19 protein-coding genes are annotated in these 18,863 nt (G+C 55.8%); 9 read left to right on the top strand and 10 right to left on the bottom strand.

What is annotated here, in order from left to right; all coding sequences use genetic code 11:
* Positions 1 to 75: 75 nt before the first annotated feature.
* The 3 genes from fabF to fabG form a co-directional block, all read right to left on the bottom strand.
* Complete coding sequence (fabF, locus tag ABQ298_14845; GenBank protein MEQ9825662.1) at positions 76 to 1,329, bottom strand: beta-ketoacyl-ACP synthase II; 1,254 nt, start codon at positions 1,327 to 1,329, stop codon at positions 76 to 78.
* A 110-nt stretch (positions 1,330 to 1,439) separates the two neighbouring features.
* The gene (gene acpP / locus ABQ298_14840; GenBank protein MEQ9825661.1) at positions 1,440 to 1,697 is read right to left on the bottom strand and encodes an acyl carrier protein; all 258 of its coding nucleotides are present in this window, start codon (positions 1,695 to 1,697) and stop codon (positions 1,440 to 1,442) included.
* Positions 1,698 to 1,731: 34 nt separating this feature from the next.
* The gene (gene fabG, locus ABQ298_14835; GenBank protein MEQ9825660.1) at positions 1,732 to 2,478 is read right to left on the bottom strand and encodes a 3-oxoacyl-[acyl-carrier-protein] reductase; all 747 of its coding nucleotides are present in this window, start codon (positions 2,476 to 2,478) and stop codon (positions 1,732 to 1,734) included.
* Positions 2,479 to 2,612: 134 nt separating this feature from the next.
* Here fabG and ABQ298_14830 point away from each other — a divergent pair, with 134 nt between their 5' ends.
* The 7 genes from ABQ298_14830 (at position 2,613) to ABQ298_14800 (ending at position 8,880) form a co-directional block, all read left to right on the top strand.
* A complete protein-coding gene (locus ABQ298_14830; protein ID MEQ9825659.1) occupies positions 2,613 to 3,341 on the top strand; it encodes a pseudouridine synthase in 729 nt (242 codons plus the stop codon).
* Positions 3,342 to 3,384: 43 nt separating this feature from the next.
* Positions 3,385 to 4,398, top strand: coding sequence for a hypothetical protein (locus ABQ298_14825; protein MEQ9825658.1), 1,014 nt, complete (start codon positions 3,385 to 3,387; stop codon positions 4,396 to 4,398).
* A gap of 19 nt (positions 4,399 to 4,417) precedes the next feature.
* A complete protein-coding gene (locus ABQ298_14820; protein ID MEQ9825657.1) occupies positions 4,418 to 5,311 on the top strand; it encodes a bifunctional 5,10-methylenetetrahydrofolate dehydrogenase/5,10-methenyltetrahydrofolate cyclohydrolase in 894 nt (297 codons plus the stop codon).
* A gap of 38 nt (positions 5,312 to 5,349) precedes the next feature.
* A complete protein-coding gene (locus ABQ298_14815) occupies positions 5,350 to 5,994 on the top strand; it encodes an RDD family protein (GenBank protein MEQ9825656.1) in 645 nt (214 codons plus the stop codon).
* Positions 5,995 to 6,024: 30 nt separating this feature from the next.
* Positions 6,025 to 7,140 (top strand): response regulator, encoded by a 1,116-nt coding sequence (locus ABQ298_14810; protein ID MEQ9825655.1) that lies wholly within the window; start codon positions 6,025 to 6,027, stop codon positions 7,138 to 7,140.
* A gap of 105 nt (positions 7,141 to 7,245) precedes the next feature.
* Complete coding sequence (proC, locus tag ABQ298_14805; GenBank protein ID MEQ9825654.1) at positions 7,246 to 8,064, top strand: pyrroline-5-carboxylate reductase; 819 nt, start codon at positions 7,246 to 7,248, stop codon at positions 8,062 to 8,064.
* A 54-nt stretch (positions 8,065 to 8,118) separates the two neighbouring features.
* A complete protein-coding gene (locus tag ABQ298_14800) occupies positions 8,119 to 8,880 on the top strand; it encodes an exodeoxyribonuclease III (protein MEQ9825653.1) in 762 nt (253 codons plus the stop codon).
* 130 nt (positions 8,881 to 9,010) lie between these two features.
* Here ABQ298_14800 and ABQ298_14795 read toward each other — a convergent pair whose 3' ends face one another.
* From ABQ298_14795 to ABQ298_14770, 6 genes are all read right to left on the bottom strand, one after another.
* A complete protein-coding gene (locus ABQ298_14795; GenBank protein ID MEQ9825652.1) occupies positions 9,011 to 11,047 on the bottom strand; it encodes a S9 family peptidase in 2,037 nt (678 codons plus the stop codon).
* 104 nt (positions 11,048 to 11,151) lie between these two features.
* The gene (locus tag ABQ298_14790) at positions 11,152 to 11,934 is read right to left on the bottom strand and encodes a tRNA threonylcarbamoyladenosine dehydratase (GenBank protein MEQ9825651.1); all 783 of its coding nucleotides are present in this window, start codon (positions 11,932 to 11,934) and stop codon (positions 11,152 to 11,154) included.
* 22 nt (positions 11,935 to 11,956) lie between these two features.
* Positions 11,957 to 12,454 carry a WbuC family cupin fold metalloprotein gene (locus ABQ298_14785; GenBank protein ID MEQ9825650.1) on the bottom strand — a complete coding sequence of 166 codons (498 nt, stop codon included), beginning with the start codon at positions 12,452 to 12,454 and terminating at the stop codon, positions 11,957 to 11,959.
* A gap of 813 nt (positions 12,455 to 13,267) precedes the next feature.
* The gene (locus ABQ298_14780) at positions 13,268 to 13,600 is read right to left on the bottom strand and encodes an AzlD domain-containing protein (GenBank protein ID MEQ9825649.1); all 333 of its coding nucleotides are present in this window, start codon (positions 13,598 to 13,600) and stop codon (positions 13,268 to 13,270) included.
* On the bottom strand, positions 13,597 to 14,295 hold the full coding sequence (locus ABQ298_14775) for an AzlC family ABC transporter permease (protein MEQ9825648.1): 699 nt from the start codon (positions 14,293 to 14,295) through the stop codon (positions 13,597 to 13,599). Before ABQ298_14775 ends, ABQ298_14780 begins: the two co-directional genes overlap by 4 nt.
* Positions 14,292 to 14,798, bottom strand: a complete 507-nt coding sequence (locus ABQ298_14770; GenBank protein MEQ9825647.1) for a GNAT family N-acetyltransferase — start codon at positions 14,796 to 14,798, stop codon at positions 14,292 to 14,294. The genes ABQ298_14775 and ABQ298_14770 overlap by 4 nt, the downstream gene beginning before the upstream one ends.
* A gap of 52 nt (positions 14,799 to 14,850) precedes the next feature.
* On the opposite strand from ABQ298_14770, the gene ABQ298_14765 reads away from it, so the two are divergent.
* Positions 14,851 to 16,227, top strand: coding sequence for a PLP-dependent aminotransferase family protein (locus ABQ298_14765; protein MEQ9825646.1), 1,377 nt, complete (start codon positions 14,851 to 14,853; stop codon positions 16,225 to 16,227).
* 100 nt (positions 16,228 to 16,327) lie between these two features.
* Here ABQ298_14765 and ABQ298_14760 read toward each other — a convergent pair whose 3' ends face one another.
* Positions 16,328 to 16,882: a hypothetical protein gene (locus ABQ298_14760; protein MEQ9825645.1), complete on the bottom strand. Its 555-nt coding sequence runs from the start codon at positions 16,880 to 16,882 to the stop codon at positions 16,328 to 16,330.
* Between the two features lie 214 nt (positions 16,883 to 17,096).
* Here ABQ298_14760 and ABQ298_14755 point away from each other — a divergent pair, with 214 nt between their 5' ends.
* Complete coding sequence (locus ABQ298_14755) at positions 17,097 to 18,656, top strand: DUF2235 domain-containing protein (GenBank protein ID MEQ9825644.1); 1,560 nt, start codon at positions 17,097 to 17,099, stop codon at positions 18,654 to 18,656.
* Positions 18,657 to 18,863 lie beyond the last annotated feature (207 nt).

Here is an 18,863-nt window from a genome sequence, read left to right as displayed (position 1 = left end):
TTGGATCGAAAGGGCATGTTTGCGCTGAGGTGAAAATTGTCTCACACCTCAGCGATCAATAGGGGATCGAAGGCCTCAAACCTTCTTGAACAGAAGCGAGGTATTGTGTCCGCCAAATCCCAGATTGTTGGAAAGTGCGTACTCAATGCTGGCCTCTCTAGCCTGATTGGGCACGTAGTCCAGATCGCACTCGGGATCAGGAGTTTCGTAGTTGATGGTCGGAGGAATAATGCCTGTGCGCAGTGCCTGAATGCAGGCAATGGCCTCAACCGAACCCGCAGCACCCAACAAGTGCCCCGTCATCGATTTGGTCGAACTAACCGGAATCTGGTAAGCGCGCTCTCCAAAAACCGTCTTGATGCAGCCAGTTTCAGTTGAGTCGTTGTACTTGGTTGAAGTGCCGTGAGCGTTGATGTAGCCGACGACATCGGGATCCACTCCCGCAGTTTTCAGGCAATTGCGGATGGCAAGGGAAAGTCCATAACCATCGGGAGTCGGAGCCGTGATGTGGTAGGCATCATTGGAAGCTCCATACCCCACGACCTCCGCGTAAATTTTTGCTCCGCGCTTACGCGCGCTGGATTCTGTCTCAAGCATCAGGACACCTGCACCTTCACCCATGACAAATCCATCACGGTTGAGGTCAAAGGGACGGCTGGCCGTCTGGGGAGTGTCATTGTAGCTCGTACTCATCGCCTTCATGGAGCAGAAGCCCGCAAACGCGAGAGCGGTGATCGAGGATTCACTGCCTCCGGCGATCATGATGTCCGCATCCCCCGAGCGCAGGATGCGAGCCGCCTCACCGATGGCGTGAGACCCCGTCGAGCACGCACTGACAACGCCAAAGTTGGGTCCCTTGAGTCCGTATTCGATCGCAATCACTCCCGAAGCGATGTTCGAAATCAGTGCGGGAATCATGAAAGCGGATACCCGCCGCGGTCCCTTTTCAATCAAATTGCGAGCCTGTTGCTCAATGGTTTCCATGCCGCCGATGCCGGAGCCGACGAGCACACCCACCCGATCCGTATCCACGCTGGAAAAATCGATGCCGCTGTCCTGCACTGCCAGTTTGGCGGCTGCCAGTCCGAAATGCGTGTAGCGGTCATTGCGCTTGGCCTCCTTCGGATCCATGTAACGGGTGACGTCAAAGTCCCTGACCTCACCGGCGACCTTTGTGGGAAACCCTTCCGTGTCAAAATGGGACACCGGTGCGAGTCCACTCTTACCGGCGGTCAGATTGCTCCAGAACGTTTCAATGTCTTCACCAAGTGCAGTGACGACACCCATTCCGGTCACAAAAATGCGTTCTTTGCTTTGGGTCGCTGTCATGAAATACGATTTTGCCTCCGGCACGGAAATTTCCGGCACCGAAGGCATCAAATTCTAGCTGAAATTGGGTGGGTAACCGAGGTCACCTCAGAACGGTTCAACGCAAGGACTCAGGCCCCTGCTTTCTCCTTGATATAGGCGATTACATCACCCACCGTCTGAAGCTTTTCCGCATCGGACTCGGGGATCTCATCGTTCAACTCATCCTTGAATTCTTCTTCAAAGGCCATGATCAACTCAACAGTGTCGAGGGAATCCGCACCCAGATCGTCGATGAAGGAAGCTTCGGGCTTGATCTGATCTTCATTGACGTTCAGCTGGTTGACGATGATTTCGCTAACTCTTTCTTCAATAGATTTATCGCTCATAATGACTCGGTTTGATTGAAGCTCAACTTTAAGATCACATTACCATACCGCCGTCAACGGTAAAAACCTGCCCTGTAACGTAATCAGAATGGCTCGATGCAAGGAAGCCAACGACCTTGGAAATGTCTTCTGGAGTCCCCATGCGCTTCATCGGAATCTGCTTGAGAATCTGCTCCTTTACCTCGTCGCCGAGCACGTCGGTCATGTCGGTCTGGATGAAGCCCGGAGCCACCACATTCGCGGTGATGTTGCGTGCGGCAAACTCCTTGGCGACGCTCTTGGTCATGCCGATGATGCCAGCTTTGGCTGCCGCATAGTTGGCCTGCCCCGCATTGCCGATGAGTCCGATCACGGAAGCAATGTTGATGACCCGACCCCAGCGCGCCCTTGCCATCGGACGGATGAGTTCGCGCGTCCAGGTGAAGCAACTGGTGAGGTTGGTCTGGATGACCTGATTCCAGTCATCGTCGGACATGCGAATCATGAGACCGTCCCGCGTGATGCCCGCATTGTTGACCAACACATCCACGAGTCCCCATTCCTTGAGCATGGCTTCACACGCCGCCTTCACTTCGTCAGCACTGGAGACATCCACCGCGTAGGCCTTGGCCTGCCCACCAGCAGCGATGATCGCATCCACAACCGGCTGACTGCTCGCGACACTGCGGCTCACACAACACACCCGATGTCCGGATGCAGCCAACTCAAGGGCAATGGCTTTCCCAATTCCACGGCTCGCACCTGTCACAACCGCTGTTTTTGTCTTTTGATCGCTGCTCATTTGGTATTCAATCGTTTGTTCTGGTAACAAAAAGGCTTCCTGAATCGCAAGGAACGATCAGAGGACCCTTTCAAATTGCAAACAGGAAACGCCTCGCAAGTAAACACTATTGTCAGTCACGCAACGCAGTCACTATGGAAGAACGTCTTCAGAAAATCATCGCCAACAAGGGACTTTGTTCCCGGCGGGAAGCGGAAAAATGGATCGAGGAAGGACGCGTCAAGGTCGATGGACAGGTTGCCCACATCGGACAGCGCGTCGATCCGCAGGAGCACGATATTGTGGTCAACGGCAAGAGCATCTCCAATTTGCACCCCCCGCGATACGTGATCGCCGTCAACAAGCCTCGCGGCTATGTGTGTTCCAACCAGGACGACTTTGCAGACAAACTGGTCTTTGAACTGTTGCCGCGCCAACTGCAGCGGTTGAAACTCTTTGTCGCCGGTCGTCTGGACAAGGATTCATCGGGGCTGGTCATCATCACCAACGATGGAGCGTTTGCCCAGCAACTGACCCACCCGTCCCGCGCGATAGAGAAACATTATCTTGTGAGTTTCAAACCACCACTGAGTCCTGAAGAGTTTCCCTGGTTTCTGCAGGGACAGCGGGTGGAGGGGGAACTGCTGAAATTTGAGAAAATCATCCCTCCCCGTCGTGACAAACCACCCTACAGTTCGCTTGAGGTCGTGCTTTGCCACGGAAAAAAGCGGGAAATTCGGCGTTTGTTCAAACACTCCCGCCGGGATGTGAAAAAACTACAGCGCGTGAGCATCGGACGCTTTGCGCTGAAGGGACTCGCCCCCGGGGGGCATCGGGTTCTCAACGAAAAGGAGATTCAATCCCTGCTTGCGACACGCGGATGAAATCCCTAAGGTGCCAGCCTAACCGACCCAAACCTTGACAACCATGGCTCTGCTGACGCGAACAATCATCCTGTCCCGCTTTTGTGTGGTTGCGCTATTGCTCGTGAATGCGTCCGTTGCGACAGCGAAGAGCGTGCGCGTCCCGGCCCATGTCTTTCCGGATAAGGATTCGGACATCATCACCTACATGGAGATCGATCCCGGTGCCTCACCTGACTTCCCGCGCGTATTGGATGCGAGTCTCGGAGACACCTGGTACTGGTCCACCTACGAGGGAGAATTCATCGGTTATGTCAACAAGCGCGAGGTTTTGAGCCGCAACCAGCTCAAGGAGGGAACCCTCATCCGCACCAATCCCACCTACCGCAGCTGGGTGCTGACACGCTATCAGCGAGGGGATCTTGTAAATGTGCGATCGCGCCTGTCGGTTGGCAGGGTTTCCTTTAACAAGGAGATCCCCGTCTATTTTCAGCTGCCGCAAACTGCACCCGTTGCAACCACACCGGAACCTGCATCCTCTCTGGAACCACCTTCACCACCCTCTCTTCCACAACACGAGGATGGGGAAGCACCGTCCGAAGAGAGTATGCCGGATGATGCCATTGCCGTAGAGGAATCCCTGCCCCCGGCATCGGATGCTGAAAAAACCCCAGCAGAACCGGCAGCCAGGGATACCCGACTCGACCTCATCCCCGAACGCGCAGAGTCCTTCGAACCGGAACCGGAACCCATCGACCCCCTGTTGGAGGAACAACCCCGTATACCCGCTCAGGATCTTGCAAATCTCGCACCCCCGCCCGCTGCGCTCTTTCAGGAATTTGAGGGGTATTTGCGCATCGTTCCGGAAGATGACGCCATGTCTCGCCAATTTCAGTATCAACTGGAAACGCGTTCGGGACAGCGAATTGTGTATGTGCGCATCGATCAGCTCAGACGGGATTCCTATCGGGAATTTGTGAACGAATGGATCAACATCCGCGGCACACTGGATGAAGTCGGTGACGATTTTACCCTGTTCATCGACGCACGCAGCATTTGGATTGCTCCGACGCCCTAGTTCACTGCACACTTTTTTCATGGAGATTTCTTCGAGCAAACTCATCGACGGCAATGCAACCGCCGAGGTCATTTATCAGGAACTGAAGGCACAGGTCGGTGCTTTGAGCGGTCGTGCACCCAAGGTCGTTTTCATTCGGGTCGGCGAAGATCCCGCCTCGCGCTTTTACGTTTCGAAGAAAAAGAAGACCGCGCAATCCATCGGGATCGACAGCGAGATTGAGGTGCACCCGGAAACCATCTCCGAAGCGGAGCTGACGGCGCGTGTCGAACATCACAACAGCGACCCCGGTGTGGATGGCATTCTGGTTCAGGCACCGCTACCCGCTCACATCTCAGAAGCAGCGATTTTCAACACCATCCATCCCGGCAAGGATGTCGACGGGTTCAATGTCATCAACAGTGGACTGCTGGTACAGGAAGATCCGAACTGCTTCGTGCCCTGCACACCACTGGGCATCATCGAGCTGCTCAAACGGCACCAGATAGACACACAGGGAAAGCACGCCGTCGTATTGGGTCGAAGCCTCATCGTCGGCAAACCCATGGCCTTACTGCTCTCCCGAAAGCACCCTCAGGGCAATGCAACGGTCACGATCTGTCATTCCCGTTCGGAGGGACTCGAATCCATTACCCGCACCGCCGATATTCTCATCGCGGCAGTGGGTCGTCCCGGAGTCGTCACAGCGTCGATGGTAAAACCTGGCGCAACTGTCATTGATGTGGGCATCAACCGGGTCGACGATGCAACCGAACCCAAGGGTTACCGCATCGTCGGTGATGTGGATTTTGAGGCCGTTGCTCCGATTGCCGGAAAAATCACCCCGGTACCGGGGGGGGTTGGACCGATGACCGTGGCCACGCTGATGCAGAATACGCTCAAGGCATACCTGTCAAAGCACCCGTCGAGCTGATGCTCAGTCCCGTGACAAACCTACCGTCTCGCTCACGCATGTCATCCAGCACACCATCTGATCCAAAACACCCGGACCCCGTGGAATCCATGTGGGGGGCCGATGCAACGGTCACCCCGCTCTATCCTGCGCGCTTTGGGGTGCGAATGGTCGCGTTTTGCATGGACTACATTCTCATCCTCGCTGCTACGGTCATGTTGTCCACCCAACTGCTCTACCCGCTCTTTCACCCCGGCTTCCTCGAAGCATCACGGGAATTTCTACAGGAGCAGCAGGAACGGGAATCTCCCCCCGGATTCGTTGAGCAGATGCAGGAGTACTTGGAGTTTCAGTACCAGCACGAGTCTGCATCCAACGACACAGCATTTCTCGCTGCGGTGATCACCTGGCTCTACTTCGCACTCAGTGAATTATTGCTCGCAGGTACCACTTTAGGTAAAAAAATTTTTAAATTGTCGTTAATAGATTTAAAAACTTTAAGCCGACCGGATGCAAAAACGATAATCCTGCGAAACTGTCTGAAAACGTTGAGCGTCATCATGCCGCTCCTGTTCATTGTCAATCTCGTCATGGTATTCACAAATCGCCTGCGCATGGCTGGGCACGACCGCATCAGCAAAACCCTGGTGACCTACGAAACCGCACTGCCACCCACCACTTCCCTTTCCCGATCCATGGAATAGGGATTCGTCCCACATCCACCCCCAGTCAACATGAGCAAATCAAAGCCCAAAATCCTGATCGTCGACGACCAGCCCATCAACATCAAGATCGTGCAGCGCAAGATCGAAAAGGCGGGCATGGAGGTGCTGGTCGCATCCAATGGGCATGAATGCCTGCGCATGGTGGATTTGAACAAACCGGATATCATCCTGCTCGACATCATGATGCCCGAAATGGACGGCATCGAAACCTGCAGCAAGCTCAAGGCAAATCCGGAAACCTCCGACATTCCCATCATCTTCATCACCGCAAAATCGGCAAAGGAAGACGTACTTCAGGGACTCGACACAGGTGCGGTCGACTACATCACCAAGCCGCTCGAACTCGACGAAACCATGGCCCGCATCCAGACTCAACTGAGGGTGCAGGAAATGCACCGTCAGAATCTGGATCTTTCCAACCGCCTCGCCGAAATGCGGCGCACGTCAACCGTGGGTGCGATCACTCAGGGCATTGCCCACAACCTGAACAACCTGCTGGGTGTTGTCGTGGGCTACATGGATCTGATGAAAATCGGGAAGAACAAACCCGAACTCGTGGAGCGAAGCATCAACTCGATGGAGAGTGCCATCTCGCGCATGGTGACCATCGTCAGCCAACTCAGTTCCATGGCTGCTCAGGAAGACACCCACCTGACCCCCATCAACCTCATGGACCTCTTCGACAATACCATCCAGCGCTACCGGGACGAGTATTCGGTCGACTCGGAGGTCCGGGTGGAGAGTGAACTGCCAAAGGATTTTGTTCTCGAAACCAACAGCGAAATTTTTGAGGGAGCGGTAGGCAAGCTGCTGATCAATGCATGGGAAAGCTACGACAAGAACGCGATGGAACGCCCCATCACGATCAAGGTTCGCTACCCCGAAGGAGAGAGCGAGCTGAAGCCCGGTTCGCATTTCCTCATTGAAATCCTCGATCAGGGCAATGGCATCGACGAGGAAGTGAAGGATAATTTTTTCGAACCTTTCATCACGACCAAAACTTCCGTAGGTCGGGGAATGGGATTGACGGTGGCACGGCATGCCCTGCGCAACGTGAACTGTGAGTTATCCGTCGAAGAACGCAAAACCGGTGGGGTCTGCGCCCGCATCAAGGTGCGCATCTGAGCAGAGTCCGGCGGACTCCGCCATCACCGCTCGTTTTCCCCACAGCCCTCACGGGTGTGCTTTCAGATTTGCCAAGAGCGGGGGCTGTGGTTTGAATCGCCACCCATGTCGGAACCATCCTTTCGCATCACTTTCATCGGCGCGGGTCGCATGGCCTCTGCCATGATTCGTTCCCTGCTTCGTTCCAAACGGCTTCGCCCGGATGAACTCGCCTGCTGTTCGGCCAACGACGGAACCGCTGAGTCTCTGGTTGCCGACACTGGCATCGGTCTTATCGATTTGGATGCCAGCACACCCTTCCAGACTGACACCATGGTGCTCGCCTGTAAACCCCAGCAACTGTCCACACTCTCGCCCGTAGTTGTGGAAGCTTCGAAGCAAACGTTGCTGGTCTCGATTCTGGCTGGCACTCCACTGCAAAAGCTGATGTGCAAAATGCCTGCTTGCCGCAATCATGTTCGAGTGATGCCCAATACTCCGGGAAGCGTTGGAGCCGGAGTCAGCGCATTCGCTGCTCGTGGGCTTCTCAATGAGGCTGATCGGTCCACCGTGGAATCCCTGCTCAGCTCGATGGGGGTTTTCATTGAAGTGAAAGAACAGGAGCTGGACGCGATCACCGCCGTGAGCGGTAGCGGTCCCGCCTATCTCTTTTTATTCGTGGAAGCCTTGTTTGAGGCTGCCAAACAGCAGGGTTTTGCCGACAATGTTGCGATGATGCTGGCCCGGCAAACGGTAATCGGTTCAACGAAACTCCTGGATGAGAGCGGCCTCGATCCCGCAGAACTGCGCCGACAAGTCACATCGCCCGGTGGCACCACTCAGGCCGCTATCGAACAATTTCAATCCGACGGTTTCGCCGCGATTGTCGCTCGGGCTGTGCAGGCCGCGCACGACCGATCTGTTGAACTGGGTCAACTCGATTGACCTCTGCCCTTCGTCTCTCAATCCATCCATCCCACTACACTCATGGCTCAACGCATCAAACTCATCTCCTGGAACGTCAACGGCATTCGTGCCTGCATCAACAAGGGCTTCATGGACTTTGTTTCCGCTGAAGATCCCGACATCCTGTGCCTGCAGGAGATCAAGGCTGATCCCACTGTCATGGACAAGCTGGAACTTCCCTTTCCGCATGTGATCTCGTATTCCGCAGAAAAGAAGGGCTATTCGGGCACTGCGGTCTGCAGCAAAATCGCACCTCTCTCGTTTTCCAGAGGCATGCAGGACCCCATCTACAACACGGAAGGACGGGTGCTGAATGTGGAGTTCGAAGGCTTTCACGTGGTCAACGTCTACACTCCCAACAGCAAGGACGGCCTGTTGCGCCTGCCTTATCGCGAACAGGAATGGGACCCTGCCTTCCGCGAACACCTGCAGCATCTGGAAGCCAGTAAGCCGGTGCTATCCTGCGGCGATTTTAACGTGGCGCACGAAGAAATCGACATCGCCCGCCCCGACAGCAATCGGCGCAATGCGGGATTTACTGACGAGGAACGCGCGGGATTTACGCGTCTGTTGGACGCTGGTTACATCGACACCTTCCGACACTTTCATCCGGACGAACGCGACGCCTATTCGTGGTGGAGTTTTCGCATGAACGCACGGGCGCGCAACATCGGGTGGCGCATTGACTACTGGCTCGCTTCCCAAAAACTTGCGCCACAATTGCGCGATGCCAGCATCCTGCAATCCGTCATGGGATCGGACCACTGCCCGGTTGTGCTCGAAATCGAGATCTGATTCCGAGCCACAGCCATTTTCCACCCGCACCCACGTCACGAAGTGAAAGCGGGTATGGGTGGCATGCCGCAACCTGCACCGCAAGGGCAGGCCACGGACAGGAAATGCACGCGAGTTCTATCGCTGGCGATTAATCCTCTGCTGCGAGGGATACAGTGGCGATGTCCACTGTGATTTCCCCGAGACGTTGGGCCACATCTTCCGGCATGGACTCCTGGTAGCGTCCTCCAAGGTGCTGTGCAAAAAACTTTTCGGCAGCGGCAAGAAAGGCCATGTTATTGACTGGTCGGCTGAATCCATGTCCCTCATCGGGCGCGTTGATGTACTCCACATCCAGCCCGAGTTCCCGCATGGCGACCACGATCTGTTCCGACTCCGCTTCCTTGACGCGCGGATCGTTTTTGCCCTGCACGATCATCAAGGGTGCACGAATCTGGTCCGCACTGTTCAGCGGGGACTGGCGAATCAGGCGTTCACGCTCCGCTTCAATCGACGGATCTCCAACGCGTTCATAGAGTTCGCGCCGGAAGGATTCCCAATAGGGTGGAATGGAATCGAGAAGAGTGAGCAGATTGGAAGGTCCGACAATGGATACCCCGGCCGCATACAGCTCTGGGGTGAAGGTCATGCCCGCCAGCGTCGCATAGCCTCCGTAGGAACCTCCCATGATGCCAACACGTTCGGGATCGACGATGCCCTCATTCACCAGGTGTTTCACACCCCAGGTGAGGTCATCCTGCATGAGATCACCCCACTGGTCATTGCCTGCATTCAGAAACGACTTACCAAACCCGGTGGAACCGCGAAAGTTGACCAGCAATACGGCATATCCGCGATTGGCGAGAAACTGGGCATACGAATGGTAACCCCAGTAATCCCGCGACCAGGGTCCGCCATGAGGGAAAACGACCAACGGCAGATCCTTTGGCGCGAGTCCCACGGGCAGTGTCAGATAGGCGGGAATCTGCAATCCGTCGCTCGATTCAAAGCGAATCGGCTGCATGGGAGCGAGATCCGCAATGGGCATGCGGGGGCGGGGACGGTATTGAAACTCCAGTGTCCGCGCTTCGCGGTCGAAGAGGTACGTCGAACCGGGATCGGTGTCGCTGTAGGCGTTCACAAAAAACTGAGTTTCGTCAAAGGTGCTGGAACCAATGCCAATCTCATAGCCCGGCAGTTGCTCCTGCAGCCACTGGTAGTCAGCCTCCCATTCCTTGTCCTTGAAATAGCGCCGCGTTTTGTCGCCGCGATAGGTGGTGGCGATCAGGGTGTCGGTCAAATCGGAGAACCATGCTCCACCCAAATCAACCGCTCCTTCGGGATCCTGTTCGATCAGTTCCACACTGCCGTCCACCGGATCGATGTACATCAACCGGGTCAGGTCCACCGAGTCGCCACGGTTCGTGACCAGATAGGCCTTGTCTCCATCGGGATGAAAGTGGGCAATGTAGGCTGTCTCCTCGACGGAACATTCAAAAATGGGTCGCAGGTCCTCTCCCTCAACTGCGAGGATCTGCGTGCCACCTTCGGGTGTGGATTTGCTGACCAGGCGCAACTGATCCTCGGTATCGAAGGTCCAGGATGAAATTTCCTGTGTATTTTCAAACAGCAAACGTCGTTCGCCCGTGGAAATGCGCACTTCATAGAGATCGTGCCAGGCCGAATCGCGGTCGTTGAGTCCAACATACATGAGGTCGGGATCGTTTTTGGATACGCGGTAGATCGCGGCACGTGCTCCTTCCGCATCCGTCAGGTTGCGGGCTTCGGGAACAACGGCACCGTCCGGGACCTCAGCGTGTGGATCGAGCGCATAGACGTGGTAGTTTTCGTCACCGTCTCGATCCTGAACGTAGAGCAGGTACTGGCTGTCCCAACTCCAGAAATAGCCGGGGATCGGGCGCTTCTCACTCGCGGTGAGTGGGCGTGCGTTCTCGAAGGGTTCATTCGCCTTCTTGATCCAGATGTTGCGTACCCCTTCGTAGGGTTTCAGGAACGTGATCCATTGGCCGTCGGGTGACAGCTGGCCCCCCATGATCTCTGGGTTGCCAAAGAAGATTTCGCGATCAATGAGCGGTGGCATTCCATCGTTCTCGGAGGAGTGGACAGGATAGACAATGCCAAACAGCGCGATAACTGCGCAGGACAGGATGTTGCGGAATTTTCGCATGGTGATATGTTGTTGAGTTGAGAATTGACTCCGTAACGAAGCAAAGTTGCCAGCATACGGTTACTCCGTCGGTTCGACAATCACTTTCGCATTCAACCGCATGCTCAGGAGGAACGGGCGATTTGCTCAACGATCCACCCAGCTGCCGCCATGCCAAACGCGGCCGTAACATATCCCGCCGTGCCAAACCCGGAAGCACAATCCAACCGCAGGCTTTCACCGGGACGAACCGCACAATTTCCATCAGCATCAAAGGGCAAACTGGCGAGTTCGTCGGAAAAGACACAGGCGACGCCAAATTTTTTTGCCGTATCCCGTGGAAACCGGTGCTGGCTTCGCAGTTGTTTTCGCATTTTCTGAAGCAGCTTGTCGTTGCGGGTGTGCGCCATGTCTTCGATGCGAACGCGGGTCGGATCCTTGCGACCCCCTGCACCTCCAGAAACCAGGAGCGGGATCTTGTGACTGCGGCAGTGCTGAAGCAGCGTGATTTTGTGTCGCAGTGCGTCGATTGCATCAAAGACCGCATCGATTTCGCCATGCACCAACTCCGCAACATTGCGCTGCGTGAGAAAACTCGCATGCACGGTGACCTTGCAGTCCGGGGAAATCTCACCGATGCGCTTCGCCATGGCGTCAACCTTGCTCTGCCCAACCGTCGACTGCAGCGCGTGGACCTGCCGGTTGATGTTGCTCTCGCATACATCATCGAGATCGACAAGATCGATGGCACCGACTCCCGAACGCGCCAACAATTCGGCCGCCCACGATCCCACTCCACCAATGCCGACCACCATCACGCGCGACGTTTGAATACGCGTCCAGGCATCGGGTCCGTAGAGTCGCAATATGCCTCCAAAGCGGGTATCACTCCGCGGATTGCTTTCCATGAGTGTGGCGGATGAAAGGGGTTCAGGAAGGAAAGTGACGCAACAGCGATTCCAGATAGGCCGTGCAGCCGGGTTGCCCTTCGTGTGGTGCCCATTCGGCGAACTCCTTGTCGTCACTGGGTCGATAGGGTCCGGGTTTCACTTCATAACACACCGCCACCTCAGACAGGACGACCAGATTGTGCCAAACCCCTGGCGCAACATCCACCCCCATTACACTTCCATCATGCTCCAGCAAGCCATTCGGGCGGAGCCTTTGGGTCTGGATCACCTGGCCTGCATCATCAAACTGCAGAAATCCCACTTCTCCCGTCAGCACCAGAAAGGATTCGGACTTGGGGGGCTGCAAGTGGCGATGCGGAGTGAAATAGGAGCCTCGCAGCATCACATTGAGAAAGCGGTGCGGATTCTCCTCAAGTGTTGCGTGGAAATTGTAATGGGTCCGCAGGCGTGGCGATGCCTTGGCATCCGCTATCAGGCGGGCAACCAGCTCGTGGTTCAGGGTCTGGATCTCTTCCATGGTGCCAGTCTGCGCAGCCCTGGTTTGAAATTCAACTCCGGAATGGTTTGCACACTGGCAACAAAAAACCCCGGCGGTCAGAACCACCGGGGCTTTCGATGTTGTTTTTGTTGATGAGTCGTTGAAGGTTTGTCACGCGGGTCCTTCGCCAGATTCTCCAGCGTAGCATGCCATGCCGGTCCCTCAGTGACAAAAGTGCTCAGCGGATCAGAGTTCGCTCTGTTTCAGTTCCTGACGAAAGTAGAAGGCCAATCCTGCTGCGACGAATGCGGTGATGATGATGAAGCTCATGGTGTGTGTCGGTTGATGATTCGATGAATGCTGTTGTGGAAATGGAGCCTTGGCTCCCGATACGATTCCTATTGATACAGGATGCGTGCCAATTTCATTTCACAAAACATAAGCAACTCCTATTCAGTCATTTAAAAAAATGGATAAATTTTTTATCCTAAAATCACATGCTCAATCCCACTGGGTTTTCCCACAAATGGGACGCCTCAAAATCCCACAAATGGAATCGCCAAACAGAGCATGGCTTCACGTAGCAACGGTCGAGCAGGCGGGCAGGCAGCTGAAGCTGCGTAACCCAGTGCCACTGAACTAACGACCTTCACCTCTTTCGGAAGCTGCAATGTTTTTCGAAGCTCATGCTGCGCAAGCAAGGGATCTCCCTGCCAGCAGGCTCCCAGCCCCAATGCTTGCGCTGCGAGCAACAGGTTTTGGGTTGCCGCAGCACAACTCAGCTCGGATTCATGCCGACGGCGGGCATCCGTCTGTTCAAGATTTTGGATTCACGCTTCATGATTCATGCTCTCACGACCATCCGAGGCCAAATCGCAGTAACCACAGTGTGAGCAATCCGGAAGTGATCGTGTAGAGCACGTTGCCCGAGAAGTATGCAACCAGCGCCCCGGCCATGCCCGCAATCAGGCGAGCGGGATCGTGCAGTTCGTAGGATTGAGGTTTGGCAAACCAGAGTGCTGGCAGACTGAGTGCGGCAAAAACGGCAGTAGGAATGTAGTGCATCATGCTGCGCAACGCGGACGGCAGTCGCACTGTCTTTGGCAGTAGGAAAAACGATCCGCGAATGCCCAGCGTGATCAGTCCCAGTGCCAGCATGAGAATCCAGAATTGGAACGGGTTCATCTCAAACTCCTCCATGCCGTTTCGATCCACGATGACAGCATGATCGCAACCAACGCCGCCAACAGCATGCCCAGATTGAAGGGCAAGGGATACAACCCTACTGCCAGAAGGCCTGCGATGAGGGCAGCCCATCCGAAACGATCATCCTTCAGGGTGTTCATGAGCAGGGCTACAAAGGTCAGCGGCACCGAAAACCCTAGATCCCACTCCGGGGGGATCCCGTTGCCCAGCATCGCCCCCATTGCCGTCGAGACCACAAACGATACCCACATGAGTCCCGCAACTCCAAAGTAGAACCAACACCGGTGCGACAATCCCTGCTTTTCACGCTGATACTCCTGAAGTGAGGTGGCATAGGCCTGATCCGTCAGCAGATAGGCGATTCCGAACTTCTTCCATGTATGCGCACCGCTTACAAAGTTTGCGATCGACGCACTGTACAGGAGCATACGCAGGTTGATCACAATGCCAGTGAAGAGAATCACCCACCACGTCGCATCCGATGCCATCAGCTGAGTGACCGCCAGTTGGCTGGCTCCGGCAAACACCACCACCGACATGCCCACTGCCTCTTGCATGGACAGGCCTGCATGAACCGCACTGGCACCACAAATCAAGCCAAAGGGAATAACTCCAAGCATCAGTGGGCTGACGCTCACCATGCCTCGAATCAAACTGTGCTTACGCGAGTTCATGCTTGTGAGGGATTGCGTTGCTCGGCGACGAAAGAGGGCTGCGCCAACTGCAATTCCATGCGGCGATCTGCCCGGCCATAGGGCGCTTCACGCAATGGCACTGAGACGAAGCCAAGGGATTCATACAAGTGAATCGCCGCCTGTAATCGTGAGTTGGTGTAAAGGATCACGCGGGACGCCCCTCGTTGTCTTGCCTCCTGCAAACAACGCACAGCAATGCGACGGCCGATTCCACAACCCTGAAATGCCGGGTCGACTGCCATTTTGCTCAGTTCATAAACTCCTGGCTTGACCCACATCAACGCTCCCACGCCCACCACTTCAGCTTCGTCTGTTGCGGCAAAACAGAGGTATCCTCCTTTTTGCAGGATGTGGGTTTCAGGATCTCCCAGCTGTACCCGGTCTGAAGGCTCAACCACAAAATAGGCACTCAGCCAGGCCTCATTGAGGCGCCGCACGGCTTCACGGAAAGCGGGTTGATATTCGACGATGGAGATGCTCATGATCATGCAAATTATTTGACACAATTATGCAGTCAATGTCTTTATTGTCACCATGACAATGTGGAATCCTTTGCTCGATGCATTTCCAGGTCCCCGCTATCGTGCCATCGCAGACGCACTGGAGCGCGATCTGCAGACCGGGCGTTTACCTTCCGGAACACGCCTGCCCACCCACCGGGAACTTGCAGACCGGCTTGGTGTCACTGTGGGAACGGTCACACGGGGCTATGCCGAAGCTGCACGACGCGGACTGCTGCGCGGCGAAACTGGCAGGGGCACCTTTGCGGGCACCGACTCACAATCCGAGCGCTGCTTCGAACATCCTGAAGACGGCGCAAACGAGGCTGTGGACATGGGCATGAATTTGCCATTGCATCACCTCGACCCTGACCTTTCCTCCACTTTCCAGAAACTCAGCTCTCAATGTGATCTGCAATCGAGTCTGCGCTATTACCCCTCGCGCGGCAAATTTCAGGATCGCGAACTCGGTGTCGAATGGCTGAGGGAACACCACCTGTTATCGAGCGCGACCGACCGAGTCCTGATCACGGCAGGCGGGCAGCATGCGCTCACGGTCATCCTCAGCGCTGCCTTTCGTCCAGGCGATGCCCTGGCAGTAGAGCGTCTGAGTTATCCCTTGATCAAGACCCTCGCCCGACGCTTCAACCTGCGTCTGGTGCCAATCGAAATGGACGCAGAAGGCATGCTGCCCGACGCGCTTGAATCTGCCTGTAAGCAGCACACCCTTCATGGGATCTACTGCATGCCCGGCACTCAAAATCCCACAACCGGCTGCATGGGTGAAGAGCGCCGCAGGGCACTCTGCAAGGTTGTGCAACAGCAGCGGCTGCTGATTGTGGAAGACGATGCGTATGCACTGCTCAATCCATCGCCTCAGACACCGCTCTCCGCCGCGTGCCCGGAGCTGGGATTTTACATCGCCAGCTTCTCCAAACCCGTTACCCCCGGGCTGCGCTTTGCCTACCTGAGTGCTCCAGAGGGCTACGTCAAACGGCTTGAACACGCGATTGCAGACACTCTCTGGATGGCCTCACCCCTCGCAGCCCGCATCGCACGGGAATGGATCCTTGATGGAACCGCAGTTGCGACCATCCAGCGCAAGCGGGAGGAATCCCGCGCCCGCAACCTGCTGTGTCGCCAGCTCTTACCCGGAGTCAATCTGCGCTCGTGCGACACGGGTTATTTTGTTTGGGTGGAACTGCCGGAGCACTGGAACGCAACTGACTTCGCTCGGCAGGCAAGCGAACACAGGGTCATTGTCACTCCGATTGAACATTACCGCATGAGCCGGGATCGGGCACAATGCGAGGCCGTAAGGGTCGCCATCAGTGGCCCCGAATCCCGGGAACAACTGCAGCAGGGTTTGAAGATCATCCACGGTCTGCTTCAGCAGCCCGAGTTTGTGTAGCAGTCACGGGAGTTACCTATCACCGCAACCCATTCCGTAACCGCTACACCACAGCGCAGCGGTGGGCACTGCATGGACCCACCAGATCCAGAAGGAAGGTTCAGGCATCCGCAGACTCACGCACCCAGATGGCGAGCACGGCTCCTCCGACCAGCGTCACGCTGAACGCATACCCTACCAGCAGCAGTGAATAGGCGACAGGTTGATAAAACCAGATCATCGCCCCGAGTTCGGTGAAGAATGCCAAAATCAGCCCCACCAGTGCCATCAGCTGTACCCGACAGAGGTAGGTCTTGCGCAGTGCTGAAGATGCGCGCAGCAACAACAGCAGTAAAATCGCATATCCGATCATGTGTACAAACCCGAATAACATGACGGATGCCGCCATGGGATCTTTTCCGGTATGCGTGATCGACACCAGCGCGATGGGACCCGCCTGGTGAAGCTGCTTCCACGAGTCTGCGTGTTCCATATTACCGGGTACCCAGTAGACGCCATCGTTGGGGAAGTGCTCACTCAGGGCCGACTGGGCCTGTGCGTCGTCCTCAGGCACTTGAAACACAGCAGAGGCAATAGGATTCATCCAATACACAGCTCCCCAGATGAACATCGCCAAAGCGGAGAGCAGAATCGCAATCAGGTAACTTCTTTTCATGATTTGAAGGGGTTGAATCAACAGAAGATGAATGGAAAAAATAAGCGTCCTGCGGATTTCCTTCAAACTGCCGCTATGATTTCCTGTGGAAATTGACCCTGATGTTCGCTCTACAGCTCACTCTTCTACCTTTCATCAGGTAGTTCAGGCCCTCGCCCAGGCCATGAAAGCACACTATGCTGGGGTTAACCCTCACCTTTGAAAGGAGCCTCCGATGAAAAAACGCCTCATTGTCTGTTGTGACGGAACCTGGAACGATCTCCGCATGCGCTACCTGACCAATGTGGGTCGCCTGGTGCAATGCATCCAGGCAACCGGCAAGTCCGGGACAGAACCTGTCTACCAGTGTGTCTTCTACGATGATGGCGTGGGAGCGGATGCCAACGGCATTGAACGCCTCTGGCAGGGTGGACTGGGAAAAGGCATCGACCACCTGATCTATGAGGCCTACCGGTTCATCTGTGTGAACCACGAGCCAGACTGCGAAATCTGCCTCTTTGGCTTCAGTCGGGGTGCCTTCACAGTTCGAAGCGTCGCGGGTCTGATCGGCCGAGTCGGCATTGTGCCTCGCCGGAATCTGAAGCAGATCCCGGAAGCGCTCGAGCTGTACCGCAGTCGCAAACCGGAGCAGCAGCAGGCGTTCAAGTCCGCATTCAGTGTGCCGCATCCGCGAGTGACCCTGCTGGGATGCTGGGACACGGTCGGAGCCTTGGGCATCCCGGACAAGGTTCCATTCCTTCCCATCGACAATCTGCTGCGCAAGCGCTACCAGTTTCACGATGTGCTGCTTGGCGACCACATCGAACGGGCACTGCATGCCGTCGCCATTGACGAGCTGCGCAAGGAGTTTGAGGCAACCCTTATGGAGATCGCACCGGGCAATGCTGTGACGCAGCTGGTACAGCACTGGTTTCCGGGCGATCATGGCTGCGTGGGCGGTGGTTCCTGGGAAAAGCGCGGACTTTCCAACCGGTGCCTCGTCTGGATGATCGAACAAGCATTTGCGCTGGGAATCGACCTCAACGCCGACCTCGAGCGGCTGCACGACCACGCCATCACCGATTCGAGCATCTTCTTCCCGGAGGACATTGATTTTTTCTATGGCAAAAAGCGCCGTCCTTTGCCCGCAGCTGCCGTGAGTTGGAGCGATATTGATGCCTCCGCTCGTGAGCGCTGGGTGCAGGACTCAAGCTATCGCCCGACGAATCTGAAGCGTCGCTTTGCAACCGAACTGAACGCGCTTCCCCAAGCGCATCCACCCGCCTCATCGAGCGCCGTGCTTCTCGAGCAGGGTGAGTCATCCCGAGTCCGGGTATTCGCTCGACTGAAGTCCAACCCCTCGCACATTCAAGTCCTGCAAGGCACTCGCTACACCTTGACCCTTTCCCGACTCCAGGTCTGGAAGGATGGGGATTTCGATCCCTGCGATATTCTCGGCTGGAGCACTGACGACGCCAGCCGCAGACCTTATCAAAAGGGAAAACCCGTCGATGTGGGCATTCTCAAAAAGCGGATGATTCAAAGCGCGCGCGGTGGACGCCTGTGCAAGGCCGCAAACTGGTTTGAACTCGTGGTCCGCATCGGGCAGTCCGACTGGCAGCGAATGGAAATTCCTATTCCGCCCAATGCTTTTGAAGCCTACTCCATTTTACTGGAAGCATGGACCGACGGCGAACTGTGCTTTGCCGCCAACGACCTTTCCAGCAAACTCGACCTCATCGACAAATTCGACAACAACCAGGGTTGGGTGTGGGTGCATATCAAACGCAGCTGATTGGGAAGTCCCTGAGTTGCGAAATGCGGCTGTTAGCAGCAATGGCGAAAAATCGATGCTCTTGGCTGGCTCAGTGTTGGAGAAGGCTGACGCACAGTGCAGCGCAGCTGCGATGTCGAATGAGAAATAGTTGAAAGCGAAAGCCGGATCAGTGCCGGAAGGGCGCAGTCAGAACATCGTTCCGCTGCGCTTCTCTCGATGGTCTGG

Source organism: Puniceicoccaceae bacterium (assembly GCA_040224245.1).
Taxonomy (GTDB): Bacteria; Verrucomicrobiota; Verrucomicrobiia; order Opitutales; family JAFGAQ01; genus JAKSBQ01.
Note: the sequence above shows the minus strand (reverse complement) of the source record. Positions and strands in the feature narration are given on the sequence as shown.